The organism is Streptomyces sp. NPDC047315 (assembly GCF_040643215.1).
Classification (GTDB): Bacteria; Actinomycetota; Actinomycetes; order Streptomycetales; family Streptomycetaceae; genus Streptomyces.
Genome location: NZ_JBEYTZ010000012.1, coordinates 196,668 through 220,378, shown reverse-complemented (window position 1 = coordinate 220,378; position 23,711 = coordinate 196,668). Strand labels below are relative to the sequence as shown.

Here is a 23,711-nt window from a genome sequence, read left to right as displayed (position 1 = left end):
TCCTTGCACCCAGGGGGCGTTCCTTCGACGGATCGATGTGTCAGCGCCGTGCGGGCGACGGTGGGCGGGCGGCCCGGCGGGCGGGCGTAGACGAGCGCGCCGGGCGGCGTCGGGGGCGGTGCCCGCCGGCCATCCGGGGTGAGATGGTCGTGGGTTTCAACGACTTTCCGAGGCTTCGCTCCGTTCCCCCACCGTCGTACGTCCTCCGTGTGCGCCAACGCTGACCTGCGGTGACGCGGCCGTGGGCGGTTCCGCGGCCACCCGGAGCCCGGGGCGGGCGGTGCCGCAACCGCTGCCGCCGCGGGCCCCGGCGCCCTTGTGCGCCGCCGCGAACGTGGCTTTAGGTTGGCAGGGTGCCTGCGAAAGCGGGGCGCCTTCGAACGAGGAGTCGAGCATGCGACCTCCCGATACCGGCGACCTGAGCCGGCCCCTGGTAGAAGCGGAAGCGCGGGACCTGCTCCGCGGCATCTGCTTCAAGACCGGCCCGCCCAAGGCCGTGGGCGTGGAACTGGAATGGCTCGTCCAAGAGCAGCACGACCCCCGCCGCCGCGTCCCCGTCCATCGGCTGACGGCGGCCCACGACCGAGTGCGCGCCCTGCCGCTGGCCTCGGCCCTCACCTTCGAACCCGGCGGCCAGCTGGAGCTCAGCTCGGCTCCCGCCGCCTCCCTGACGGAGTGCATCGACTCCGTCGCGGCCGATCTGGCCGCCGTGCGCGCCGCACTCGACCGGGACGGTCTCGTCCTCGCCGGCGTCGGCATCGACCCCTGGCACCCACCGCGCAGACTGCTGCGGGAACCCCGCTACGACGCCATGGAGGCGTACCTCGACCGCACCGGCGCGGCGGGGCGCTCCATGATGTGCTCCTCCGCGTCGATCCAGGTGTGCCTGGACGCGGGCGAGGAGGAGCCGGGTCCGCTCGGGCACGGTCGGCGCTGGCAGCTCGCGCACCTGCTGGGCGCGGTCCTGCTGGCCGCGTTCGCCAACTCGCCCGTCCGGGAGGGCCGGAACACCGGCTGGTGCTCCACCCGGCAGGCGATCTGGGCGGAGCTGGACGCCGTGCGTCCCATCGCGCCGCCCCTGCACCGGGAGCCCCGGGCCGCGTGGAGCGAGCACGTGCTGGACGCCCCGGTGATGGTGGTCCGCACCCCGCACGGCCCCTGGGAGCTGCCGCAGCGCCTGTCGTTCCGCCAGTGGATACGCACCGGCGCGCCGCACCCACCGACCCGGCAGGACCTCGACTACCACCTGACCACGCTGTTCCCACCCGTACGGCCGCGCGGCCACCTCGAACTTCGGATGATCGACGCCCAGGCCGGTGCGGACGGCTGGATCGTGCCGCTCGCGGTCACCGCGGCCCTCTTCGACGACCCGGAGGCGGCGGAGACGGTCTACCGGGCGGTGAAGCCGCTGGCGGAGCGGGCGGGGCCGGGGCCGGCGCCGCGCAATCCGCTGTGGCTGGACGCCGCACGCCTCGGGCTGGCGGACCCGGAGCTCCGCGCGGTGGCGTCGGTCTGCTTCCGGGCCGCGCTGGAGGCGCTGCCGCGGAGGGGGGCGTCGGGCGCGGTGTGCGACCTGGTCGCCGCCTTCGCCGAACGGCACGTACACCGTGGTCGATGTCCCGCCGACGACCTGCGGCTGCCCGCCGCCACGACGCCCCCGGCCCGCGCCACGCCCCACCGGAAGGAGTCCGGCTCATGACGACCGACCGCACGACGCACGGGAGCGCCGACCCCGCGCCGGGAGTCGCACCCACGGCGGGGGCCGAACCCGACGAGCTGCGCCGCCGCGCCCTGGACGCCCTGGTGCGCGCCCGCAGCCGCACGGCGCATCTCACCGACTCCGTGGACGACGACGACCTGGTCGCCCAGCACTCCCCCTTGATGTCACCGCTGGTCTGGGACCTCGCGCACATCGGCAACCAGGAAGAGCAGTGGCTGCTGCGCACGGTCGGCGGACGCGAGGCCCTGCGGCCCGACATCGACTCCGTGTACGACGCCTTCGAGCACCCGCGGGCCACCCGGCCGTCCCTGCCGCTACTGCCGCCCGCCGAGGCCCGCGGCTACGCGGCCGAGGTGCGCGACCGGGTGCTGGACGTCCTGGCCGCGACCCCGCTGGAGGGCGCCGGCCGGCTCGCCGATGCGTCCTTCGCCTTCGGGATGATCGCCCAGCACGAGCAGCAGCACGACGAGACCATGCTCATCACCCACCAACTGCGCAAGGGCCCGGCGGCGCTCACGGCGCCGGCGCCGCCCGCCGCGGCCGACGCCGCCGCGCTGCCGTCGGAGGTCCTGGTCCCGGGCGGTCCCTTCACCATGGGCACCTCGACCGAGCCGTGGGCGCTGGACAACGAGCGGCCCGCGCACCAGCGCGACATCGCCCCCTTCCACCTCGACGTCACCCCGGTGACCTGCGGCGCCTATCTCGCCTTCGTCGAGGACGGCGGCTACCGCGACCCCCGCTGGTGGGCGCCCGATGGGTACGAACAGATCCAGCGCCACCACATCGGCGCCCCGCTGTTCTGGCGGCGCGAGGGCGACCAGTGGCTGCGCCGCAGGTTCGGCGTACTGGGGCCGGTGGCGACGGACGAGCCGGTGCTGCACGTCAGCTGGTACGAGGCGGACGCGTACGCGCGCTGGGCCGGGCGGCGGCTGCCGACCGAGGCGGAGTGGGAGAAGGCGGCGCGCCACGATCCGGCGACGGGCCGCTCGCGCCGCTTCCCGTGGGGCGACGCCGACCCGACGCCCGACCGCGCCAACCTGGGCCAGCGCCACCTCGGGCCGGCGCCCGCCGGCGCGTACCCGGCCGGCGCCTCGCCGCTGGGCGTAGGGCAGTTGATCGGTGACGTGTGGGAGTGGACGGCGAGCGACTTCCTGCCGCACCCCGGATTCACCGCGTTCCCCTACCGGGAGTACTCGGAGGTGTTCTTCGGTCCTGGGCACAAGGTGCTGCGCGGCGGCTCCTTCGCGGTGGACCCGGTGGCCTGCCGGGGCACCTTCCGCAACTGGGACCTGCCGGTGCGTCGACAGATCTTCGCCGGCTTCCGCACCGCCCGGGACGCCTGATGTGCCGCCACGTCGCCCACCTGGGGCCGTCGCTGGCGCTGCGCGAGGTCCTGACCGTGCCGCCGCACTCGCTGCTGCGCCAGTCGTGGGCGCCGCGCCACCAGCGGCACGGCACGGTGAACGCCGACGGCTTCGGCGTCGGGTGGTACGCCGAGGGCGACCCGACTCCCGCGCGCTACCGGCGCCCTGGGCCCGTCTGGGCCGACCTCTCCTTCGCCGACCTGGTCCGGGTGGTGCGCAGCGAGTCGTTCCTGGCCGCGGTGCGGGACGCCACCGAGCCCGGCGCGGACGGCGAGGCGGCGGCGGCCCCCTTCGCCGCGGGCCCGTGGCTGTTCAGCCACAACGGCGCGGTGACGGGCTGGCCGCGGTCGCTGGCCCCGCTGGCGGCGACACTGCCAGCGGTGGAACTGCTCGCCCTGGAGGCGCGCTGCGACGCGGCCCTGCTGTGGGCGCTGGTGCTGCGGCGGCTGCGCGACGGCGACCCGCCCGGGGAGGCGCTGGCGGAGACCGTGCGGGCCGTCGCGGAGGCGGCGCCCGGCTCCCGGCTGAACTTCCTGCTGACCGACGGCCGGACGATCGCCGCGACGGCCTGGGGCGACACCCTTTGGTACCTGACCGGCCCCGACGGGCGCACCACCGTGGCCTCGGAGCCGTACGACGACGATCCGCGCTGGCGCGAGGCGCCCGACCGCACCCTGCTGACGGCGACCCGCGCCGACGTCCTCCTGACCCCCCTCAAGGAGCCCTGCACGTGAGTCCGTTCGAGCTGACCCGCACCCTTCCGAAGGACGCCACCGGCGCGGCCCTGCGCGCCGACGTGCTCCACGGCCTGACCGCCACGCCCAAGACGCTGCCGCCGAAGTGGTTCTACGACGCCCGCGGGAGCGACCTCTTCGAGGAGATCACCCGACTGCCGGAGTACTACCCGACCCGGGCCGAGCGGGAGATCCTGCGCGACCGGGCGTCCGAGATCGCCGCGGCCACCGGGGCGCGCACCCTGGTGGAGCTGGGCTCCGGCTCGTCGGACAAGACGCGCCACCTGCTGGACGCCTTCACCGGTCTGCGCGTCTACGTGCCCGTTGACGTGAGCGAGAGCGCCTTGCGGGGCGCGGCTGCGGCGCTGCTCGCCGAGCGCCCCGGGCTCCGCGTGCACGCGCTGGTGGCCGACTTCACCGCCCGGTTGGAGCTGCCGAAGACGCCGGGCCCGCGGGTGGTGGCCTTCCTCGGCGGCACGATCGGCAATCTGCTGCCGGCCGAGCGCACGGCCTTCCTGCGTTCGGTGCGGGCCATGCTCGAACCCGGTGACGCGTTCGTGCTCGGTACGGACCTGGTCAAGGACGAGGAGGTGCTGGTGCGGGCGTACGACGACACGGCGGGGGTGACGGCCGAGTTCAACAAGAACGTGCTGGCGGTGCTCGCCCGCGAGCTGGGGGCGGACGCCGATCCGGCCGACTTCGACCACGTGGCGCTGTGGGACCGGCGCCGGGAGTGGATCGAGATGCGGCTGCGGGCGCGCTCCGCGCTCACGGTGAAGGTCCCGGAGCTGGGTCTCGCGGTGCCGTTCGAGGAGGGCGAGGAGCTGCGTACGGAGGTGTCGGCGAAGTTCCGTCAGGAGGGGGTGCGCAGCGAGTTGGCGGCGGCCGGTTTGGAGCTGACGCACTGGTGGACCGACGCACGGGGCCGGTTCGCGCTCTCCTTGGCGAGGGTCGCCGGCTAGCCGGCGGGGGCGCGGCGTGCGCGCCCCCGGGCGGTCACTGCCTTCTGAGCGCGGTGGTGATGGCGTCGGACGCCTTCTGGGCGCTGCCCTCGATGTCGTCGCTGCCCTGGAGCACCACGGTCATGTACGACTTGATGGGGTTGTCCAACTCGACGTTGGCCCAGCGCGGCGAGTTGGGGGTGGCCTTGCTTCCCATGGCGGAGGCGCCCTTGGACATCGCCTCGTTGCTCTCGCCGCCGACGACGCTGGAGAGCGTCTTCTTGTTGGGCACGTAGTTCATCGTCCGGGCGAGGTCGATCTGCCACTTCTCGCTGGCGAGCGCCTTGACGACGTCCACGGCGGCGCCGCGGGACTCGGCCTTGCGCGGGATGATCAGCTCCGAGCCGCCGGTGAAGACCGCGCTGGGCTTGGCGGCGGACTTGCCGGGGATGGGGAAGTAGCCGAGCTTGTCCTTGAGCTCGGGGTTCTGCTTGAGGATCCGGGAGGTCGCGCCGGGGGTGTCGATGAACTGGGCCACGTTGCCCTTGGCGAAGACATCGGCCTGCGGCGGGGTGCGCTCGTCGCCGTCCTTGGGGCCCTGGCCGTGGGCCTGGAGGCTCTTGTAGAACTTCATCCCGCGCACGGCGGGCTCGCTCGCGAGGGCGCCCTCCCAGGAGCCGGAACGCTCGACGGCGAGTTCCCCGCCCTCCTCCCATATGAAGCCGGCGAGGACGTACCAGTCCTGGCCGGGGAGGTAGATGCCCTGGTTGCCGCCGCCGTTCAGCTTCTCCGTCATCTTCAGCCAGTCCTTCTGGGTCGTCGGCAGCTTGGTGATGCCGGCGGCCTTGAAGATGTCCTTGTTGTAGATGACGACGCGGTTGGCCGCGTACCAGGGGATGCCGTACTGGGCGCCGTTGATGTTGCCGGGTTCGGCGAGACCGGGCAGCCAGTCCTCGCGGCCGAGGTCGCGGGTGGCCTCCACGGTCAGGTCGGTGAGGGCTTCCGACTCGGCGTACTGGGCGACGTGGGTGTTGCCCACCTCGATGACGTCCGGGGTGTCCTGGCCGTCCAGGGCGGCCTTGACCTTCTTGCCGATGCCGCTCCACTCCTGGAAGGTGAACTCCAGTTCCACGGAGGGGTGGTCCTTCTCGAACTGCTTCGTGAAGCGCTCCAGGAACTCGTCGGAGGCGCTGTCCTTCATCAGCCAGATCTTCACCGTCGTCCTGTCGGACTCGGTGCCGGGGAATATCCCGCAGCCGGTGAGCGCGAAGAGGCACACCAGTGCGATGGAGGTGGGGACGGGACGGCTTCTCACAACGTTCACCTTATGGCATGAATATGTGAACCCGATGGGGGGTATCGCGCTCCAGGGGCACGCGGGTTTGGCTGGATTTTGGTATGGACCAGTGAAGGGGTCAACCCTCTGATTGGCCCTCATATCCGGACACCTCACTCAAGGCCGGCCCCCGGTGCGCGGTGGGGTGAGCCTAGCGAGAGGAATCCGCCCCCATGTCGAATCACACGTATCGGGTCACGGAAATCGTCGGAACCTCCCCCGACGGCGTCGATCAGGCCATCCGCAACGGCATCAACCGCGCGAATCAGACACTGCGTGGCCTGGATTGGTTCGAGGTGACCCAGGTGCGCGGCCACCTCACCGACGGTCAGATCGACCACTACCAAGTGGGGCTGAAGGTCGGCTTCCGACTGGAGGACGGCGACTGAACCCCGTCCGACGCCGATCCGAACGGCGCGCGACCGGGCGGCGAAATCCAGCCGCAGCGCCATCCGGAAGATCACTCCGGTTGTGAAAACTTCCACGTCAGCGAGGTGGTGGCGCCGGTCGGCCCGTCGGGTGCGATCGGCGCTCGCGCGACGGCGCCCATGCCGCGACGTCCCGCCTGGCCCCACCCTGCGATCACCGGCCACCGCGCGGCACCGGGCGGTCCCGCCGCTTAGAATCAGCCATCGTGCACAGCTCTCATGACCCCTTTGTCCGCGTTCGCGGCGCCCGTGAGCACAATCTGCGGAACGTCGACGTGGACGTGCCCCGCGACGCCCTCGTCGTCTTCAGCGGGGTGTCGGGGTCAGGCAAGTCCTCGCTCGCCTTCGGAACCGTCTACGCGGAGGCGCAGCGGCGCTACTTCGAATCCGTCGCCCCCTACGCCCGGCGGCTGATCCACCAGGTCGGCGCGCCGGCGGTCGCCGAGATCACGGGGCTGCCGCCGGCGGTCTCGCTGGAACAGCGCCGCTCGTCCCCCTCGTCGCGCTCCTCCGTCGGCACGGTGACGACGCTGTCGAACTCGCTGCGGATGCTGTACTCGCGCGCCGGCGACTACCCGCCCGGTGCGCCGCGCCTGGACTCGGACGCCTTCTCGCCGAACACGGCCGCCGGCGCCTGCCCGAAGTGCCAGGGCCTCGGCCTGGTCCACGACACCGACGAGGACCTGCTGGTGCCCGATCCCTCGCTCTCCATCCGCGAGGGCGCGATCGCCGCCTGGCCGGGCGCCTGGCAGGGCAAGAACCTGCGGGACGTCCTGGACGCGCTCGGGCACGACGTGGACCGGCCGTGGCGCGAACTGCCCCCCGCGGAGCGCGAGTGGATCCTGTTCACCGACGAGCGGCCCGTGGTCACGGTGCACCCGGTGCGCGAGGCGGGCCGCATCCAGCGCCCGTACCAGGGCACGTACCAAAGCGCCCGGCGGTACGTCCTGCACACCTTCGCCGACACCCGGAGTCGGACCCTGCGCGCCAAGGCGGAGCGGTTCCTGCGGGCGGCGCCGTGCGCGGCGTGCGGGGGCGCGCGGCTGCGGCCCGAGTCGCTGGCGGTCACCTTCGCGGGTCGGACGATCGCCGAGCTCGCGGCCCTGCCGCTGACCCAACTGGCGCACGTGCTGTCGCGGCCGGACGGCGCGGGCGCCGCGCAGGCGCTCACCGACGACCTGCTGGCACGGATCGCCCCGGTCACCGAACTCGGCCTCGGCTACCTCAGTCTGGACCGCACCGCCCCCTCGCTCTCCAACGGCGAACTGCAGCGGCTGCGGCTCGCCACCCAGCTCCGCTCGGGCCTGTTCGGGGTGGTGTACGTGCTGGACGAACCGTCCGCCGGGCTCCACCCGGCCGACACCGAGGCGCTGCTGACCGTCCTCGACCGATTGAAGAAGGCCGGGAACTCGGTGTTCGTGGTGGAGCACCACCTGGACGTGGTGCGCGGCGCGGACTGGCTCGTCGACGTGGGCCCGGCCGCCGGTGAGCACGGCGGCCGGGTCCTGCACAGCGGGCCGCTGGCCGAGTTGGCGCGGGTGGCCGAGTCCGCCACCCGGCGCTTCCTCTTCGAACGCCCGGCGCCGGCCCCGCGGGCGGTGCGCGAGCCCTCGGGGTGGCTGGAGGTCGGCCCGGTCACCCGCCACAACCTCCGTGACGTACGGGTGCGCATCCCCCGCGGGGCCCTGACGGCGGTCACCGGGGTGTCGGGGTCGGGCAAGTCAACCCTGGTCGGGGCGGTGTCCGACGGGACGTGGGACGCGGGGCGGCTGGTGACGGTCGACCAGAAGCCGATCGGCCGCACCCCCCGGTCCAACCTCGCCACCTACACCGGCCTGTTCGACGTCGTACGGAAGCTCTTCGCGGCCACCGACGAGGCGCGGGCCCGCGGCTACCGGGCGGGCCGCTTCTCCTTCAACGTCGCGGGCGGGCGGTGCGAGCGCTGTCAGGGCGAAGGGTTCGTCTCCGTCGAGCTGCTGTTCCTGCCCACCACGTACGCGCCGTGCCCGGAGTGCGGCGGCGCCCGCTACGAGCCGCGGACGCTGGAGGTCCGCTACCGGGGCTCGCACATCGCCGCCGTACTCGACCTGACCGTGGAGGCGGCGGCCGAGTTCTTCGCCGACGTGCCGGCCGCCGCGCGCAGCCTCGGCACGCTGCTCGACGTGGGCCTCGGCTATCTGCGGCTGGGGCAGCCTGCGACGGAGCTGTCCGGCGGCGAGGCGCAGCGCATCAAGCTGGCGAACGAACTGCAGCGCGTGCGCCGGGAACACACCCTCTACGTACTGGACGAGCCGACGACCGGGCTGCACCCCGCCGATGTTGAGGTGCTGATGCGCCAGGTGAACGGCCTGGTCGACGCGGGCCACTCCGTGGTGGTCGTCGAGCACGACATGGACGTGGTGGCGGACGCGGACTGGGTGGTGGACCTGGGGCCGGGGGGCGGCGAGGAGGGCGGCCGGGTGGTCGCCGAAGGGACACCGACCCAGGTCGCCTCGGAGCCCCTGAGCCGTACGGCGCCCTACTTGGCCCGGGCGCTCGCCCCACACGCCTAGAGCGTGCCCGGAAGGTCCCGCGCGCTTCCCCGTGCGTCTGGACGTAGCCGCCGTTTCGCTGCGGGAGCCTTGTCTCTTTGGCCCGGTGGTCGGTTGCTCGAACAGTTCCGTCCCCTATGCCCAGGGGGCATGGGGGGACCCCCAGCGCCCCCAACCCCCTGTCCGCAGGTAGCCGACAAGGGGAGCGAGACGGGGGCGCGGGGAACTGCGCGAGCAACCGACCACCGGGCCGCAGACGCGACGTCTCCGCCCGCCGCACGGCGAAACCGCGGTACTGCCGCAAGGGCCGCACGGGACAGAACTCCTAGGTGCGTCGGGTGGCCCGCAGCCACTCCTTGTTCATCGCGGCGATCGACGGCAGCGGGATGCCCTTGGGGCAGGCGGTGGCGCACTCCCCGGTGAGGGTGCAGCCGCCGAAGCCCTCGTCGTCCATCGCGGCCACCATGTCCAGGACCCGGGTCTCCCGCTCGGGTGCGCCCTGCGGCAGCACGTTGAGGTGGTTGACCTTCGCGGAGGTGAACAGCATCGCCGAGCCGTTGGGGCAGGCGGCGACGCAGGCGCCGCAGCCGATGCACTCGGCGTGCTCGAAGGCGAAGTCGGCGTCCGCCTTGGGGACCGGGGTCGCGTGCGCGTCGGGCGCCGACCCGGTTGGGGCGGAGACGTACCCGCCGGCCTGGATGATCCGGTCGAAGGCGGTGCGGTCCACCACGAGGTCCTTGACCACCGGGAAGGCGGCGGCCCGCCAGGGCTCGACGTCGATGGTGTCGCCGTCGGCGAAGGAGCGCATGTGCAACTGGCAGGTGGTGGTGCGCTCGGGCCCGTGCGCGTCGCCGTTGATGACCAGGCTGCACGCGCCGCAGATGCCCTCGCGGCAGTCGTGGTCGAAGGCGACGGGGTCCTCGCCGCGCAGGATCAGGTCCTCGTTGAGGGTGTCCAGCATCTCCAGGAACGACATGTCCGGGGAGACGCCGTCCACCTCGTAGGTGGCCATGGCGCCGGGCGCGTCGGCGCGGGGCTGGCGCCAGACGCGGAGGGTGAGCCTCATGTGTAGCTCCGCTGGGTGGGGTGGACGTACTCGAAGACCAGGGATTCCTTGTGCAACACCGGAGCACGCCGGTCCGCGGGGAACTCCCAGGCGGCGGCGTAGCCGAACTCGTCGTCCCGGCGGGCCGCCTCGCCGTCGGGGGTCTGGGACTCCTCGCGGAAGTGGCCGCCGCAGGACTCCGCGCGGTGCAGCGCGTCGAGGCACATCAACTCGGCGAGTTCGAGGTAGTCGACGACACGGTTGGCCTTCTCCAGGGACTGGTTGAACTCGTCGCCGCTGCCGGGGACCTTGATGCGCCGCCAGAACTCCTCGCGGATCTGCGGGATGCGCTCCAGGGCCTTGCGCAGCCCCGATTCCGTACGGGACATCCCGCAGAACTCCCACATCAACTCGCCGACCTCGCGGTGGAAGGAGTCGGGGGTGCGGTCGCCGTCCACGGAGAGCAGCAGGTTGATCCGGTCCTCGGTCTCCGCGAGGACGTCCGCGACCTCGGGGTGCGTCTCGCTCGGCCGGTCGTCGAGCGGGGTGCGCGCCAGGTAGTCGTTGATGGTGGACGGCAGGACGAAGTAGCCGTCGGCGAGGCCCTGCATCAGGGCGGAGGCGCCGAGGCGGTTGGCGCCGTGGTCGGAGAAGTTGGCCTCGCCGATGGCGAAGAGGCCGGGGACGGTGGTCTGGAGGTCGTAGTCGACCCACAGCCCGCCCATCGTGTAGTGCACGGCGGGATAGATCCGCATCGGCACCTCGTACGGGTTCTCCGCGGTGATCCGCTCGTACATGTCGAAGAGGTTGCCGTACTTCTCCTCGACCTTGTCGCGGCCCATGCGGCGGACGGCGTCCGCGAAGTCCAGGTACACGCCCTGGCCGCCGGGACCGACCCCCCTGCCCTCGTCGCAGACGTTCTTGGCGGCGCGGGAGGCGATGTCCCGGGGCACCAGGTTGCCGAAGGAGGGGTAGATGCGCTCCAGGTAGTAGTCCCGCTCGTGCTCGGGGATCTCGTTCGCCGGCCGGGTGTCGCCCTTGGCCTTGGGGACCCAGATCCGGCCGTCGTTGCGCAGCGACTCGCTCATCAGCGTCAGCTTCGACTGGTGGTCGCCGGTGCGCGGGATGCAGGTGGGGTGGATCTGGGTGAAGCAGGGGTTCGCGAAGTACGCGCCGCGGCGGTGGGCCCGCCAGATCGCGGTCGCGTTGGAGTTCATGGCGTTCGTCGACAGGTAGAAGACGTTGCCGTAGCCGCCGGTCGCCAGCACCACCGCGTCGGCGAAGTGGGTGGAGATCTCGCCGGTGACCAGGTCGCGGGCGACGATGCCGCGGGCCCGGCCGTCGACGACGAGGAGGTCCAGCATCTCGGTCCTGGCGTGCAGGTTGACGGTGCCCGCGGCGATCTGCCGGGACAGCGCCTGGTAGGCGCCGAGGAGGAGTTGCTGGCCCGTCTGTCCTCGGGCGTAGAAGGTGCGGGAGACCTGAACGCCGCCGAAGGAGCGGGTGTCGAGGAGTCCGCCGTACTCCCGGGCGAAGGGGACGCCCTGGGCGACGCACTGGTCGATGATCTCCACGGAGATCTGGGCGAGGCGGTGCACGTTGGACTCGCGGGCGCGGAAGTCGCCGCCCTTGACGGTGTCGTAGAAGAGGCGGTGGATGGAGTCGCCGTCGTTGCGGTAGTTCTTGGCGGCGTTGATGCCGCCCTGCGCGGCGATGGAGTGGGCGCGGCGCGGCGAGTCCTGGTAGCAGAACTGCTCGACGTGGTAGCCCTGCTCGCCGAGGGTGGCGCCGGCGGCGCCGCCGGCGAGCCCGGTGCCCACGACGATCACGGTGTGCTTGCGCCGGTTGGCCGGGTTGACCAGCTTCGCCTCGAACCGGCGGCGGTCCCAGCGCTCGGCCACGGGGCCGTCGGGCGCCTTGGTGTCGGTGATCGGCGCGCCGACCTCGTACTCGGTGTAACTCATGTCAGCTCACCAATCCGGTCATGACGGCGACGGGTACGGCGAGGAAGCCGGCGGTCAGCACCAGCGCGAGGCCGTTCGCGACGGCCTTCAGCGCGCGGTCGCGCCGGGCGTTGCCGGCGCCCAGGGTCTGGGCGGCGCTCCAGAACCCGTGCCGCACGTGCAGGCCGACCGCGAGCATCGCGGTGATGTAGATGACGTTGCCGTACCAGGTGGAGAAGGTGGCCACCACGTTCTCGTAGGGGCGTCCGTGCTGGGCGTTCTCGTTCACCGTCAGCGTGGTCAGGTCCAGGATGTGCCACACGATGAACAGCGCGATGATGATCCCGCCCCAGCGCATGGTGCGGGTGGCGTAGCTGGCGCGGCGCCGCTTGTGCACGTACGCGACGGGGCGGGCCTTGATGTCGCGGCGGCTGAGTTGGTACGCGGAGACGGCGTGCGCCACCACGGCGGCGAGCAGCAGGATCCGCACGCCCCACAGGGCCCACTCCTCGTGCAGGACGGGCGCGCCCATGGTGCGCAGCCAGCGGCCGTAGCCGTTGAACTCCTCCGGGCCGAAGAAGACCTTGAGGTTGCCCACCACGTGTGCGACGAGGTAGCCCAGCATGATCAGGCCGCTGACGGCCATGATGATCTTCTTGCCGAGCGTCGATCCCCAGAAGGTGCGCGGGGGGCGGGTGGGCGACGGTTTCGCTGCCGTGCGCGTTGCCAGAGCCATGTCAGGAACGGTAGGGCCGCACCCCACCAGTGGTCCAAGACATGATCCAGCTGCTGTCGATAGTTATTCCCTATGCTGCCCTCGTAGGCTGGTGCCATGCAGCTGCAACAGCTCCGCTACTTCGTCGCCGTCGCCGAGGCCCGGCACTTCACCCACGCCGCCGAGCTGGTCCACGTCTCCCAGCCGTCGCTCTCCCAGCAGATCCGGGCGTTGGAGAAGGAGCTGGGTGCGGAGCTGTTCAGCCGGGCGCGGGGGAACATCGCGCTGACGGAGGCGGGCGAGGCCCTGTTGCCGCTGGCCCGGCGCATCCTCGCGGACGCGGACACCGCGCGGCACGAGGTGCAGGAGCTGGTGCAGCTGCGCCGCGGACGGGTGCGGCTCGGGGCCACCCCGAGCCTGTGCACCGGACTGCTCCCCGACGTGCTGCGCGCCTTCCACGACCGGCACCCCGGCATCCAGCTGCTGATCGACGAGGGCGGCTCCCACGACCTGGTGCGCCGGCTGGCCCGGGGTGCGCTGGACCTGGCGTTGGTGGTGCTGCCGCTGCCGCCGGCGTCACCGGCCCTGACCACGGTGGAGCTGCTGCGGGAGGACCTGGTCGTCGTCTCGTCGGCGGTGTCCCCGGCGCCGCGCGACCCGGTGCGGATCTCCGATCTGCGCGATCAGCCGCTGGTGATGTTCCGGCACGGGTACGACCTGCGGGAGCTGACCGTCGCGGCCTGCCGGGCGGAGGGGTTCGAACCGGCGTTCACGGTCGAGGGCGGCGAGATGGACGCGGTCCTCGGGTTCGTCCGGGCGGGGCTCGGCCTTGCGGTGGTGCCCCGGATGGTCGCGGACCGCGCGGGCCCGGACCTGCGGGTCACCCCGCTCGCCCGACCGGGGCTGCGGCGTACGATCGCGCTCGCGCACCGCAGCGACGTGGCGCCGCCGCGGGCCGCGCGCGAACTCCAGAAGGTGCTGCTGACGACGACCGCCGTGGCGGGCGGCGCCGACGGGTGACGCCGGGCCCCACCGTGCGGCGGCGCGGACGACGCGGCCCGCGGGTCCCGCCGAGCGGGTCCGCGGGCCGCGGGCCGTCGGCCGTGGGTCACACCGCGTCCGCCAGGGACAGCGCGTGCAGTTGGTCCGGCGGGCCGGGGCGGGCGTAGTACCAGCCCTGCGCCGTGTCGCAGCCCAGCTCCCGCAGTTGGTCGGCCTGGACGCCGGTCTCCACGCCCTCGACGGTGACCGCCAGCTCCAGGCTGTGCGCCAGGGAGACGATGCCTTCGACGATCTTCAGGTCCACCGGGTCGACCGGCGCGTGCTGCATGCCCTTGGTGAAGGAGCGGTCGAGCTTGAGGATGCTGACCGGCAGCCGTCTGAGGTTCGCCAGGTTCGAATAGCCGGTGCCGAAGTCGTCGAGGGCGATGTCCACGCCGAGCTCGGCGAGTTGCCGCAACGGTCTGAGCAGCCCCTCGTCGGCTCCTATCAACGCGGACTCGGTGACCTCCAGGCACAGCGCTCCGGGTTCGAGGCCGGCGCCCTCCAGCACCGCGACGGTGTCTTTGACCAGGCCGGGGTGTTGGAGCTGGGTGGGCGAGAGGTTCACGTTGATCCGCACCGGGGCGCCGCCGACCGGGTGCTCCTGCCAGTAGCGGGCCTGGCGCACCGCCTCCTGGAGCACCCACCGCCCCAGCGGCACGATCAGCCCGGTGTGCTCGGCGAGCGGGATGAACTGGTCGGGGCCGAGGATCCCGTGCTGCGGGTGGGACCAGCGCACCAGCGCCTCAGCGCCGTGCACCCGGCCGTCGCCCATGTGCACCAGCGGCTGGTACTCGATGAAGAACTCGCCCCGCTCCAGGGCTGCCGGCAGCGCGGTCGTCAGCCCGTGCCGGGTGATCGCGCTCGCCTCCAACTCGGGATCGGCGAACTCGTAGCGGTTGCCGCCCTGCGCCTTCGCCCGGTACATCGTGATGTCGGCGCTGCGCAGCACCTCCGCCGTGGTGCGCTCGCCGGAGCAGCCCTCGACGATGCCGATGGAGCCGCGCACGGTGAACTCGCGTCCGTCCACCAGGATCGGCGCGCCGAGGGCGCCGAGGATCCGGGAGGCCAACTCCCGCGCTTCGCACTCCGACTCCGATCCGGTGGTCAGCGCCACGAACTCGTCGCCGCCGAGGCGGGCCACCATCTCGCCGGGCGCGGTGGCGCAGCTCTGGAGCCGGTCGGCGACCTCGACCAGGAGGCGGTCGCCGGTGGCGTGGCCGAGGCTGTCGTTGATCGCCTTGAAGCCGTCGAGGTCGAGGTAGCACAGGCCGAAGCGGGAGGTGCCGCTGCCGGCGAGGGCCTTCTCCAGGCGTTCGAAGAAGAGCGTGCGGTTCGGCAGCCCGGTGAGCGCGTCGTGCGTGGCCTCGTACCGCAGTCGCAGATTGAGCAGCCGGCGCTCGGTGGTGTCCTCCAGGAGCGCGAGCAGGTACTGCGGGCGCCCCTCCGGATCCCGGAGCAGGGACATCGTCAAGTTGGTCCACAGCACGGTGCCGTCGGTGCGGAAGAAGGGCTTCTCGACCCGGAAGTGCTCGCGTTCGCCGCGCTTGAGCTCCCGGTAGAGCTGGCCGATGTGCGGTCGGTCCTCGGGGTGCGTCCACTCGGTGATCTTCTTGGCCCGCACGTGGTGCTCCAGGCCGCCGAACATCCTCGTCAGCGTCTCGTTGACCTCGACGAGGGTGCCGTCGAGGTCGGCGATCCCGATGCCGATGGCGGCGCCTTCGAAGACGGCCCGCAGTCGGGTCTCGGTGGCGTGCAGCGCGTGCAGGGCGTCGGTGCGGGCCGCCAGCGAGGAGCTGGCGACGGCCTCCTGCTCGGCGAGGGTGCGATCGCGCAGCCCCTGGGAGAAGCCGGCGGCGACCGCGTGTTGCAGCCGGGTGCAGCGGGTGCGGCCGTCCTCGACGGGCAGTTCCTCGGCGCCCGCGTCGCCGCAGTACAGCACGAGGTAGGCGTCGATCACGCCGAGCGTGCGGGTGAGCGCCTCGGGGTCGGTGCAGTGGGCTTCGATCAGCGCCGCCCCCACGTCCTGGGCGGGGCCCGGGTCGAAGGGCCGGGCGTGCAGCAGCGTGCACAGCCGCCGGGCCAGCGGCAGCAGGTGTTCCTCCACCTCGGCTCGGGTCAGCGAGGTCGCCGTCACGGGAAAGACGGCACGGCTCCAAATGGTCGCGAAACGGCGAAGTCTGTCTTCAAGACCGTCCGGGTCCGCCGTGGGACCCGTCGCCTGCGACGGCGCCTTCACGCCTTGCGTCCCACCCCTGCGAAGCCTGAGTAGGCATATGGGTCCTCCTGCTCGGCAGGGGCATCCGGCCGCCAGTGCGGCTTGGACACCAGTCCGGGCTCGACCATCTCGTACCCCTCGAAGAACCGAGCAATTTGCTCTTGTGAACGCATCGTCATTGGATTGCGGATGTCACGGTAGACGCTGACGGCCCGCGCCGTCTGCTCCTGCGGCACCGGCACTCCGTCGTACGCGGCATGGGTGATCACGATCAAACTCCCCGGGGCGAGCCCCTGCGTCAGTTCCGCCACCGCCCCGTGGGGATCGTCCTGATCCTCGACGAAGTGGAGGACGGAGACCAACACGAGCGCCACCGGGCTGGCCAGGTCCAGCACTTCGGCGAGCTCCGGACTCTCCAGGATCTGGCGCGGCTTGCGCAGGTCAGCCAGGACGGCGGCGGCGCGGGGGTCCCCCTCAAGGCGGGTTCGCGCCTGGGCGACGACGACCGGATCGTGGTCGACGCAGACCACTCGGCACCCGGGGTCGGCCGTCCGGGCGACCTCGTGGACGCTGCCGAAGGCGGGCATTCCGCAGCCGACGTCGAGGAATTGCGTGACGCCCGAAGCGACCGCCCAGGTCACCGCGCGGCGCATGAACGCCCGGTTGGCCTGGATGACCTTCGGCACCCCCGGCAGGTGCCGCAGCACCTCGCGGGCCGCCTTCCGGTCGGCCTCGAAGTTGTGCGAACCGCCCAGGTAGAAGTCGTTCATACGGGACACGCTCGGCACCGAGATGTCGATGCCGGGCGGGGCCCAGGCGGGACGCTCCATCGATGTCTCCAACTACGTCAACCACGCCCCCCACAGGCGCGTCCGACCATGTGCATGGCCAGTGCTCGAGCCGAGGCTACTGATCGACCGCCAATTGAGCGAGTCCAAACGGGAATTCGCGAACCGTTCTTCATCACACCGCAAGGGAACGGCGGCCCGGCCCGCCGGCGCGCGCGGGGCGCACGGCGGGCCGGTCGACGACTGCTACCGGGGCGCTTTGACCAGCTTCCCCTGCGGCGTCACGGCGAACCAGGTGCCGCCCACGCCCTGTCCGTTGATGTCCCCGGGCTTGGCGTCGCCGGCGAAGGTGTAAAGGGGCCAGCAGTCGATCGTCTGCTGCTTGACGCCGTCGGGGCGGTCGAAGGTGACGTACCCCTTCCGGAGGATCCCCCGGGTGTCGTTCTTGTCGACGGGGGCGACGACCGGCCACTTCTCCAGGCATTCGCCGGTGCAGGCCGACTTCATGGGCCAGGCGGAGTCCTTGGTGAAGCGGTACACCGTCATGCCGTCCCGGTCGACGACGACGTCGCCCAGCTTGGGGTCCTTGCGGGTGGACAGGCCCGGCAGTCCGGCAGGACGGGCACCGCTGTCGCCGCCGCTGCTGGCACCGCTGTCGGCGGCCGTGGTGGCGCCGGCCTTCTTGCCGTCCGGGGCGGCGGCGAACCAAGTGCCGCCCACGCCCTGCCCCTTGGCCTCCCCCGCCTTGGTGTCCTTGGCGTAGCGGTACACCGGCCAGCCGCCGATGGTGAGCTGTTCGGTCCCGTCGGAGCGGGTGACCTGGCCGAGGAACGAGGGGTCGACCCCCGGTGCCGCCGTCACTCCGTTCGCGGGCACCACGGGCCACGCCTTCGCGCAGTCGCCTTCGCAATGGGAGGCGGGCGGTGCGGCGGTGTCCTTGTCGAAGCGGTACAGGGTGAGCCCCGCGCCGTCGGTGACGACCCGGCCGAGTGCCGGGCTGTTCCAGACGGTGAGCTGGCCCGCCGGCTTCGCCGCGGCGCCCTGGGCGTTCGCGCCGCCCGACGCGTAGTCGCCGTAGCCGCTGCTTCCGGGCTGCGCGGCACTCGCCGCGCCGGTCCTCCGGCCGTCCTCCCCGCCACCGCCGCCGTCCTTGCCGCTCTCCTCGCCGCACGCCGTCGTCAGCACCAGCACGGCTGCCGCAGCCACCGCGAGCGAGGCGTTCCGCAAGGTGTTCATGTGCACTCCCGAAGTCCGTCAGGTTCCGGACGGCGCCCGGCCGCGCCGTTCGTGGCCCTAGGTACGGAGCGGGTGCGGGCACGCGTTCAATGCGGCCGGAAAAACTCCGGAGCGGGTGGACGGGCTTCCCGCGCGGGCGACACCACGCCGGTGCCGTCGCCCGCCCGGCCCACACGGATGACCCGTTCGCACGGCAGCGATCGCGACCGGCAGGGCCGGCTCCTAGCGTTTCGGACATCGAGGGGCATCACCCGCCTTCTGTGGACAAGAGGTTCCGCGCCTGCTCCTCGGGGACCCGGAGGAATGACCATGCGCGTGATACCCGTCGCAGCCGCCGCCCTCGTGGGGGCGGCGGCGCTCGCCCTGCCCGTCCCCGTCGCCTTTGCCGGTGGGGACGGGACGGCGGTGCGGTTCACCGTCGCGCCCTCGACCGTGGCCCCCGGCGGTCGCGTCGCGCTGTCCGCGAGCGGGTGCACGTCCGCCGCCACGGCCACGTCCGGGGTCTTCGACACGGTGACGATCCAGCCCGGCACGTCGGCGACGGCCACCGTGGACCCGGACGCCCGCCGGGGCGCGCAGTACGCGGTCCAGTTCACCTGCGGCAGCCAGCGCGGAACGTTCAACCTGACGATCGCCGGGGCCACCGCGACGGCCACCACCACCCCCACGACCAGCTCCACGGCGATGCCGATAGCCCCCGCCACGCCCACGGCGACGGCCAGCGCCTCCGTGACGCCCCAAGGGGTGCGCGGCGGTCTGGGGGGCAGCAACGGCGGCGCGGGGCCGAAGGAGGTCGCGATCGGTGCCGGGCTGGTCCTGGTCGCGGCGGCGGGCACCGGCTGGGCCGTACGCCGCCGGGCCCGCCCGCACGAGCACTGACCGCGCTCCCGCCCGCCCCGCGGCCCGGCCCCGACGTCGCTCGCCCCGAGCGCCATACGAGCGCTCGGGGCGACGGCGGTTGCGTCGACCGGGAGGTTCGATCCGGTCAGACCCTGGTGCCCGCGGCCCCGCGGCGGCGGGTCAGGGCGAACGCCCCGCCGGCCAGCGCGACGGCCACGAGCCCGCCGCCCACGGTCATTTCGGCGGTGGTGGGAGCGACCGTGCCGCCGAGGCCGCCGTGCGCTCCGCGCCCGCGGAGCACGGTGAACTCGGCCGTCTCGACCCGGTTGCTGCCGTGGCAGCGGACCGCGAGGTTGTAGTCGCCGGGGGCGGTGTTGTCGCGGACGCGGGCGAAGGCGACCAGTTCGCCGCGCTCCCGCCCGTCCCGGTTGTCCCGGGCTTCGCGGTTGTCCCCGCCCCTGTTGTCCCCGCCGTCCCTGTTGTCCCCGCCGCGGTTGTCGCGGTTGTCCCTGGCATCTCTGTTGTCGCGACCGTCACGGCCGTCGCGGCTTTCACGGCCGTCCCGGTTCTCCAGGCGGGCCGTGGGGAAGGCGTTCGACGTCACCGTGCCGCCGCGGCTGCAGCCGTTGACCGTGATCGTCAGGGTGCCGCCCTCGTGGACGGCGCGCGGGTGGACGGAGATGTTGAACGGCCCCAGATCCTGGTTGTCGCCGCCGCCGGCCGCGGCCAGCGGGGCCGGGACCCCGATGGCCGCGCACGCGACCGCGGCCACGGCGAGAGCGCGTGAAGCACGCATCGTGAACCTCCATCGGAAGACGCCCGGAGCGGCGCTCCGGGTAAGTCGACGAGTACGCCTTCCATGACGAACCCTCACCAGGCTCGCCACCCGCCGCATGTCGACGCTCGTCCGGCCCGGTGAGCCGACACGCCCACGTAACGCCCAATGGATTCCACGGAGCCGCAGGTCACGGACCGTCACGACGGTCCGGAAGTTTTATCGGACCGATGGCACGGATGGGTCACCCCGGGTGGCGGTCGCCACCCGTTCGCCCCGCCCTCCTCGCCAAGATCGCCTCCCTCCCCTAACGTGCCGTTGAAAATCAATAAAAGTGACATGTCATAAGAAACGTCTTAAGTGCGGCGAAGGACATGAAGGGGAGTGCCCATGGGCGCGGAGTACCACGACCCGGAGTCGAGACGGCGACGCTCGCCCTGGGGAGTGTTGGCGCTGGTGATGCTCACCGGCATCGCGCTGATGAAGAACGGCGTGGACGTGGCGCTCGGCCCGCCGCAGCCCGCTGCCGCCGCCTCGCTCGGCCGTTCGCAGGGGGAGACCTTCGCCCCGGTGACCGCGGTCGAGACGCTCGACCACGCGCCCGCGGACCGGATCCGCATCCCGTCGCTCGACGTCGACGCCCCGCTGATGAACGTCGGCCTCGACCCCGACGGCTGGATCGAGGCGCCGCCCGCCGAGGACCCCGACATCGCCGGCTGGTACCAGAACGGCGTCGCCCCCGGCCAGCGCGGCACCGCCGTGATCGTCGGACACGTCGACAACGCCACCGGCCCCGCCGTCTTCTACGGCCTCGGCTCCGTGAAGACCGGCCGGCGCATCGAGGTGCCCCGGCTCGACGGCAGCACGGCGGTCTTCGAGGTGTACGGCGTGGAGGTGTACGACAAGGAGGAGTTCCCCGGCTCGCAGGTGTACGGGGACACCGGCTACCCCGAACTGCGCGTGATCACCTGCGGCGGCGCGTACTCCCGGGAGCGCGGCTACGACGCCAACGTGGTCGTCTTCGCCCGCTTGGTCTCCTCCCGCTGACGCGCCCCGTCGGCGCGCCACCGGCGCCCCGGCGCGGGGCGCGTCAGCGCTGCGGGACCGTGATGCGGTACCCCGCCTCCAAGAGCCTCGGCAGGTAGTTCCGCAGCGCCACCACGCTCTGCGATCGGTCGCCGCCCGCGTCGTGCGAGAGCACCACCACGCCCGGCCCCGCCCCGTCCAGCACCCGGCTCACGATCGTGCCGGCGCCCGGCTCGGTCCAGTCGAGGGTGTCCACCGTCCACCCCAGCGGCTCCATGCCCAACTCGGCGCCGATCTGGAAGGAGAGCCGGTTCCAGGCGCCGAACGGCGCCCGGTACCACAGCGGCGGATGCCCCAGCACCCCCTCGACGGCGTCGCTGGTGCGCCCCATCTCGCTCCGGATCCGCGCCGCCGACAGCGAGGGCATCAGGGGGTGCGACCAGGTGTGGTTGCCGATGACGTGACCGTCCTCGGACATCTGGCGCAGCAGGTCCCGGTGCTGGGCGACCATCTCCCCGCAGACGAAGAACATCGCGGGCACGCCGTACCGGCGCAGCGTGGTCAAGATGTCCGGGGTGTAGTCCGGATCGGGCCCGTCGTCGAAGGTCAGCACCATGCTGCGGCCCTCGGCCGGCAGGCTGAGGAACGGGTGCTCGCGCACCGGCGGCCTCGTCCGGCGCGCCCGCTGCGGCACGGTGGTCATCGGCTGGAGCCGGTAGGCGGAGGCCCGGACCCGGTGCGCCGACGTGCCCGGCGCCCCCGCCGCGGGCGCACCGGCCCCGGCCGGGCCCGCCTTCGGCGCCGCGACCTGCCCCCCGTTCCCTTCGGTGACGAGGAGGCCGGCCGTGGCGAGCGCGCCGAGGCCCGCGGCGATGCGGAGCACCGAGCGGCGCTCCGGCGTCTGATCCTTCTTCATGACCAACTGCTCGCACGAGTGCGCGGTCCGGTCGCACACCAACACGCCACCGCACGGGAAAGTACCCGATGAGAGCAGTCGAACAAGGCTCGGTAGAACGCGCCCTCGACCGAGCCGGTGCCGCGACCGAGCGGAGCCCCTGGGTCGCCCTCGTCCACGACGGCATAACCTCGGTGGTGTGACAGAGCCTGAGCCTCCGCAGCGCCCGCACTCCCCCGAGCCGGACCGCTCCACCCGCTTCGAACGCGGCACCGACGGTCCGAAGGTGATCCTCGCCGGCGTCGACGGCTCCGACGCGTCGTTGCGCGCCGTGGCCTACGCCAGCGGACTGGCCCGACGGCAGAACGCGCTGCTCGCCATCGTGTACGTGCAGCCCGTGGTGTCGGCGAGCGCGGCGCTCGGCGCGCCGGTGGTGGACGTCACCGGGGAGATCGCGGAGGGCCTGGTCGCCGAGATCCGGGCCGCCACGGAACGCGTCCGCGGTATCTGGGACGTCCGGTGGGAGTTCCACACCTTCCGCGGGGACCCCTACGGCGGGCTGACGCGGGCCGCGGAGGAGCTGACCGCGGACGCGGTGGTCGTCGGCCTCTCGGAGTCCGCGGGGCACCGGTTCATCGGTTCGGTTGCGGTGCGGCTGGTGAAGGCGGGCCGCTGGCCGGTGACGGTGGTGCCCTGATCCGCCGTCGCCGCACGGCACACGGCACACGGCACACGGCGGTCAGCGGTCAGCGGTCAGCGGTCAGCGGGCGAGGGTGAGTCCGTCCCGGTCCGCACCCCTGCTGAGGACGGCTTCGCTGATCGCGTCCTGGATCGCCTGGTGGTCCTCCCGCTCGGGGTCCTCCGCGAGGGCTGCGGGGAGGTTGACGACGCGGCCGGTCGAGGTGTCGTACCACTGGGGGACGAACTCGGCCTTGGTGACGGCCCACCGCTCCCCCGGCCGGGCGGGCGGCGCGAAGGTGAAGCGGCCGATCGAGCCCTGGTTGCCGCGGTGGTCGCGGGCGCCGGTGTAGTCGAACATGGGGCCGGCGATCTGGTCCCCCATGCCGTAGATCACCCAGGTGCCGTTCACCTTCTCGTACGCCTGGGGGACGTGGGCGTGGGTGCCGAGGATCAGGTCGACGTCGGGGCGGCCCCCGGTGGTGGACGCGGTGAGGCCGCGGGCGAGGGCGAGTTGCTGCTCGTCGGGTTCCGTCTGCCACTCGGTGCCCCAGTGCAGGCTGAGGACGACCACGTCGGCGCCGGCGCGACGGGCCGCCCGGGCGTCGGCGACGATCTTCGCCTCGTCGATCAGTCGGACGGCCCAGGGCTGCCCTTCCGGGGTCTCGTTGCCGTTGGTGCCGTACGTGTAAGCGAGGTGGGCGACCTTGGCTCCGCCGGCCTTCAGCCACCCGGGAGTGGCCGCCTCCTGCGCCGTGCGGGCCGAGCCGTGGTGGGCGAGCCCGGCAGTGTCCATGGCGTCCAGGGTGCGCCGGATGCCGTCGGCCCCGTCGTCGAGGGAGTGGTTGGAGGCGGTGGAGCAGGCGTCGTAGCCGGTGGCGGCGAGGCCCCGGGCGACCTCCGGCGGCGAGGTGAACGCGGGGTAGCCGCGGTAGTCGCCGTCCGCGCCGTACACCGTCTCCATGTGGCAGATCGCCAGGTCAGCCGTGGACACCACCGGACGGACGGCGGCGAGCATCGGCCTGAAGTCGTGGTCGCCGTTGGACGCGTCCGTGGAGTCGTGGGCGGCCTGGGCGATGACGGAGTCGTGCGGCAGGACGTCGCCGCTGGCGACGAGCGTGAAGCTGCGCGTGGGATCGGCGCCGCCGGTGGCGGGTGACCGGGCGGCGCCCGGGGCCGCCCCGCGGTCCTGCTCGCCGTCGGGCGCGCCGCAGGCCGCCGCGGCTGCGGTGACGGCGGTCAGCAGCAGGGCGGCGAGGGTGACCGACCGACGTCGTGTGCGCGATGTGGTGCGCTCTCCCATGGATCGACTCCCGGTGCGCCGAACGAATAAAGCGTGCAAAAACACTCAATATGACTTTGTGACTGCACAGGGCGCCCGGCAGGGAGTCAAGCGTCACGGCCCGAGCGGTCACCCAATCGGAGTTCCACAATCCGGTTTTCGGCCGTTCATCGAT

20 protein-coding genes are annotated in these 23,711 nt (G+C 72.6%); 10 read left to right on the top strand and 10 right to left on the bottom strand.

The window, feature by feature from the left end; all coding sequences use genetic code 11:
- The first annotated feature begins 394 nt into the window (after positions 1 to 394).
- From egtA to egtD, 4 genes are read left to right on the top strand one after another with little or no spacing between them, the layout of a single operon-like run.
- Positions 395 to 1,699: an ergothioneine biosynthesis glutamate--cysteine ligase EgtA gene (egtA, locus tag ABZ842_RS17040; protein WP_361537477.1), complete on the top strand. Its 1,305-nt coding sequence runs from the start codon at positions 395 to 397 to the stop codon at positions 1,697 to 1,699.
- Positions 1,696 to 3,063 carry an ergothioneine biosynthesis protein EgtB gene (gene egtB / locus ABZ842_RS17035; protein ID WP_361537476.1) on the top strand — a complete coding sequence of 456 codons (1,368 nt, stop codon included), beginning with the start codon at positions 1,696 to 1,698 and terminating at the stop codon, positions 3,061 to 3,063. The genes egtA and egtB overlap by 4 nt, the downstream gene beginning before the upstream one ends.
- Positions 3,063 to 3,818: an ergothioneine biosynthesis protein EgtC gene (gene egtC / locus ABZ842_RS17030; RefSeq protein ID WP_361537475.1), complete on the top strand. Its 756-nt coding sequence runs from the start codon at positions 3,063 to 3,065 to the stop codon at positions 3,816 to 3,818. Before egtB ends, egtC begins: the two co-directional genes overlap by 1 nt.
- Positions 3,815 to 4,780, top strand: a complete 966-nt coding sequence (egtD, locus tag ABZ842_RS17025; RefSeq protein WP_361537474.1) for an L-histidine N(alpha)-methyltransferase — start codon at positions 3,815 to 3,817, stop codon at positions 4,778 to 4,780. Before egtC ends, egtD begins: the two co-directional genes overlap by 4 nt.
- A 34-nt stretch (positions 4,781 to 4,814) precedes the next feature.
- On the opposite strand, the gene ABZ842_RS17020 is transcribed toward egtD, so the two are convergent.
- Positions 4,815 to 6,074 (bottom strand): extracellular solute-binding protein, encoded by a 1,260-nt coding sequence (locus ABZ842_RS17020; protein WP_361537473.1) that lies wholly within the window; start codon positions 6,072 to 6,074, stop codon positions 4,815 to 4,817.
- A 194-nt stretch (positions 6,075 to 6,268) separates the two neighbouring features.
- On the opposite strand from ABZ842_RS17020, the gene ABZ842_RS17015 reads away from it, so the two are divergent.
- Together ABZ842_RS17015 and ABZ842_RS17010 are read left to right on the top strand one after the other, a co-directional pair.
- Positions 6,269 to 6,484, top strand: a complete 216-nt coding sequence (locus ABZ842_RS17015; protein ID WP_361537472.1) for a dodecin — start codon at positions 6,269 to 6,271, stop codon at positions 6,482 to 6,484.
- Positions 6,485 to 6,729: 245 nt separating this feature from the next.
- Complete coding sequence (locus ABZ842_RS17010; protein ID WP_361537471.1) at positions 6,730 to 9,075, top strand: excinuclease ABC subunit UvrA; 2,346 nt, start codon at positions 6,730 to 6,732, stop codon at positions 9,073 to 9,075.
- A 304-nt stretch (positions 9,076 to 9,379) separates the two neighbouring features.
- Here ABZ842_RS17010 and ABZ842_RS17005 read toward each other — a convergent pair whose 3' ends face one another.
- The 3 genes from ABZ842_RS17005 to ABZ842_RS16995 are packed head-to-tail and all read right to left on the bottom strand — an operon-like array spanning position 9,380 to position 12,778.
- Positions 9,380 to 10,120 (bottom strand): succinate dehydrogenase/fumarate reductase iron-sulfur subunit, encoded by a 741-nt coding sequence (locus ABZ842_RS17005; protein ID WP_361537470.1) that lies wholly within the window; start codon positions 10,118 to 10,120, stop codon positions 9,380 to 9,382.
- On the bottom strand, positions 10,117 to 12,063 hold the full coding sequence (locus tag ABZ842_RS17000; RefSeq protein ID WP_361537469.1) for a fumarate reductase/succinate dehydrogenase flavoprotein subunit: 1,947 nt from the start codon (positions 12,061 to 12,063) through the stop codon (positions 10,117 to 10,119). The genes ABZ842_RS17005 and ABZ842_RS17000 overlap by 4 nt, the downstream gene beginning before the upstream one ends.
- 1 nt (position 12,064) lies before the next feature.
- Positions 12,065 to 12,778, bottom strand: coding sequence for a succinate dehydrogenase (locus ABZ842_RS16995; RefSeq protein ID WP_361537468.1), 714 nt, complete (start codon positions 12,776 to 12,778; stop codon positions 12,065 to 12,067).
- A 96-nt stretch (positions 12,779 to 12,874) separates the two neighbouring features.
- Between ABZ842_RS16995 and ABZ842_RS16990 the strand changes: the two genes are divergently transcribed.
- Positions 12,875 to 13,777, top strand: coding sequence for a LysR substrate-binding domain-containing protein (locus tag ABZ842_RS16990; RefSeq protein WP_361537467.1), 903 nt, complete (start codon positions 12,875 to 12,877; stop codon positions 13,775 to 13,777).
- 88 nt (positions 13,778 to 13,865) lie between these two features.
- On the opposite strand, the gene ABZ842_RS16985 is transcribed toward ABZ842_RS16990, so the two are convergent.
- The 3 genes from ABZ842_RS16985 to ABZ842_RS16975 all read right to left on the bottom strand — a co-directional run bounded on the left by ABZ842_RS16985 (position 13,866) and on the right by ABZ842_RS16975 (position 18,040).
- The gene (locus ABZ842_RS16985) at positions 13,866 to 16,037 is read right to left on the bottom strand and encodes an EAL domain-containing protein (RefSeq protein WP_361537466.1); all 2,172 of its coding nucleotides are present in this window, start codon (positions 16,035 to 16,037) and stop codon (positions 13,866 to 13,868) included.
- Positions 16,034 to 16,846, bottom strand: coding sequence for an SAM-dependent methyltransferase (locus ABZ842_RS16980; RefSeq protein ID WP_361537465.1), 813 nt, complete (start codon positions 16,844 to 16,846; stop codon positions 16,034 to 16,036). Before ABZ842_RS16980 ends, ABZ842_RS16985 begins: the two co-directional genes overlap by 4 nt.
- 204 nt (positions 16,847 to 17,050) lie before the next feature.
- Positions 17,051 to 18,040 carry an SCO0930 family lipoprotein gene (locus ABZ842_RS16975; protein ID WP_361537464.1) on the bottom strand — a complete coding sequence of 330 codons (990 nt, stop codon included), beginning with the start codon at positions 18,038 to 18,040 and terminating at the stop codon, positions 17,051 to 17,053.
- A 309-nt stretch (positions 18,041 to 18,349) separates the two neighbouring features.
- Between ABZ842_RS16975 and ABZ842_RS16970 the strand changes: the two genes are divergently transcribed.
- Positions 18,350 to 18,919: a hypothetical protein gene (locus ABZ842_RS16970; RefSeq protein ID WP_361537463.1), complete on the top strand. Its 570-nt coding sequence runs from the start codon at positions 18,350 to 18,352 to the stop codon at positions 18,917 to 18,919.
- Between the two features lie 106 nt (positions 18,920 to 19,025).
- Here ABZ842_RS16970 and ABZ842_RS16965 read toward each other — a convergent pair whose 3' ends face one another.
- A complete protein-coding gene (locus tag ABZ842_RS16965; RefSeq protein ID WP_361537462.1) occupies positions 19,026 to 19,676 on the bottom strand; it encodes a hypothetical protein in 651 nt (216 codons plus the stop codon).
- 369 nt (positions 19,677 to 20,045) lie between these two features.
- Between ABZ842_RS16965 and ABZ842_RS16960 the strand changes: the two genes are divergently transcribed.
- Complete coding sequence (locus ABZ842_RS16960) at positions 20,046 to 20,702, top strand: class F sortase (RefSeq protein WP_361537461.1); 657 nt, start codon at positions 20,046 to 20,048, stop codon at positions 20,700 to 20,702.
- A 43-nt stretch (positions 20,703 to 20,745) separates the two neighbouring features.
- Here the strand turns inward: ABZ842_RS16960 and ABZ842_RS16955 are convergent, their stop codons facing one another.
- Entirely contained in the window at positions 20,746 to 21,597 is an 852-nt protein-coding gene (locus ABZ842_RS16955; protein ID WP_361537460.1) for a polysaccharide deacetylase family protein, read from the bottom strand.
- Between the two features lie 178 nt (positions 21,598 to 21,775).
- Between ABZ842_RS16955 and ABZ842_RS16950 the strand changes: the two genes are divergently transcribed.
- Positions 21,776 to 22,273 (top strand): universal stress protein, encoded by a 498-nt coding sequence (locus ABZ842_RS16950; protein WP_361537459.1) that lies wholly within the window; start codon positions 21,776 to 21,778, stop codon positions 22,271 to 22,273.
- 63 nt (positions 22,274 to 22,336) lie between these two features.
- Here the strand turns inward: ABZ842_RS16950 and ABZ842_RS16945 are convergent, their stop codons facing one another.
- Positions 22,337 to 23,557, bottom strand: a complete 1,221-nt coding sequence (locus ABZ842_RS16945; RefSeq protein ID WP_361537458.1) for a CapA family protein — start codon at positions 23,555 to 23,557, stop codon at positions 22,337 to 22,339.
- Between the last annotated feature and the right edge of the window lie 154 nt (positions 23,558 to 23,711).

Coding starts and splice junctions, on each gene's coding strand:
- egtA (WP_361537477.1), top strand. CDS start 395: ATGCGACCTCCCGATACCGGCGACCTGAGCCGGCCCCTGGTAGAAGCG.
- egtB (WP_361537476.1), top strand. CDS start 1,696: ATGACGACCGACCGCACGACGCACGGGAGCGCCGACCCCGCGCCGGGA.
- egtC (WP_361537475.1), top strand. CDS start 3,063: ATGTGCCGCCACGTCGCCCACCTGGGGCCGTCGCTGGCGCTGCGCGAG.
- ABZ842_RS17015 (WP_361537472.1), top strand. CDS start 6,269: ATGTCGAATCACACGTATCGGGTCACGGAAATCGTCGGAACCTCCCCC.
- ABZ842_RS17005 (WP_361537470.1), bottom strand. CDS start 10,120: ATGAGGCTCACCCTCCGCGTCTGGCGCCAGCCCCGCGCCGACGCGCCC.
- ABZ842_RS17000 (WP_361537469.1), bottom strand. CDS start 12,063: ATGAGTTACACCGAGTACGAGGTCGGCGCGCCGATCACCGACACCAAG.
- ABZ842_RS16995 (WP_361537468.1), bottom strand. CDS start 12,778: ATGGCTCTGGCAACGCGCACGGCAGCGAAACCGTCGCCCACCCGCCCC.
- ABZ842_RS16990 (WP_361537467.1), top strand. CDS start 12,875: ATGCAGCTGCAACAGCTCCGCTACTTCGTCGCCGTCGCCGAGGCCCGG.
- ABZ842_RS16980 (WP_361537465.1), bottom strand. CDS start 16,846: ATGGAGCGTCCCGCCTGGGCCCCGCCCGGCATCGACATCTCGGTGCCG.
- ABZ842_RS16975 (WP_361537464.1), bottom strand. CDS start 18,040: ATGAACACCTTGCGGAACGCCTCGCTCGCGGTGGCTGCGGCAGCCGTG.
- ABZ842_RS16970 (WP_361537463.1), top strand. CDS start 18,350: ATGCGCGTGATACCCGTCGCAGCCGCCGCCCTCGTGGGGGCGGCGGCG.
- ABZ842_RS16965 (WP_361537462.1), bottom strand. CDS start 19,676: ATGCGTGCTTCACGCGCTCTCGCCGTGGCCGCGGTCGCGTGCGCGGCC.
- ABZ842_RS16960 (WP_361537461.1), top strand. CDS start 20,046: ATGGGCGCGGAGTACCACGACCCGGAGTCGAGACGGCGACGCTCGCCC.
- ABZ842_RS16955 (WP_361537460.1), bottom strand. CDS start 21,597: ATGAAGAAGGATCAGACGCCGGAGCGCCGCTCGGTGCTCCGCATCGCC.
- ABZ842_RS16945 (WP_361537458.1), bottom strand. CDS start 23,557: ATGGGAGAGCGCACCACATCGCGCACACGACGTCGGTCGGTCACCCTC.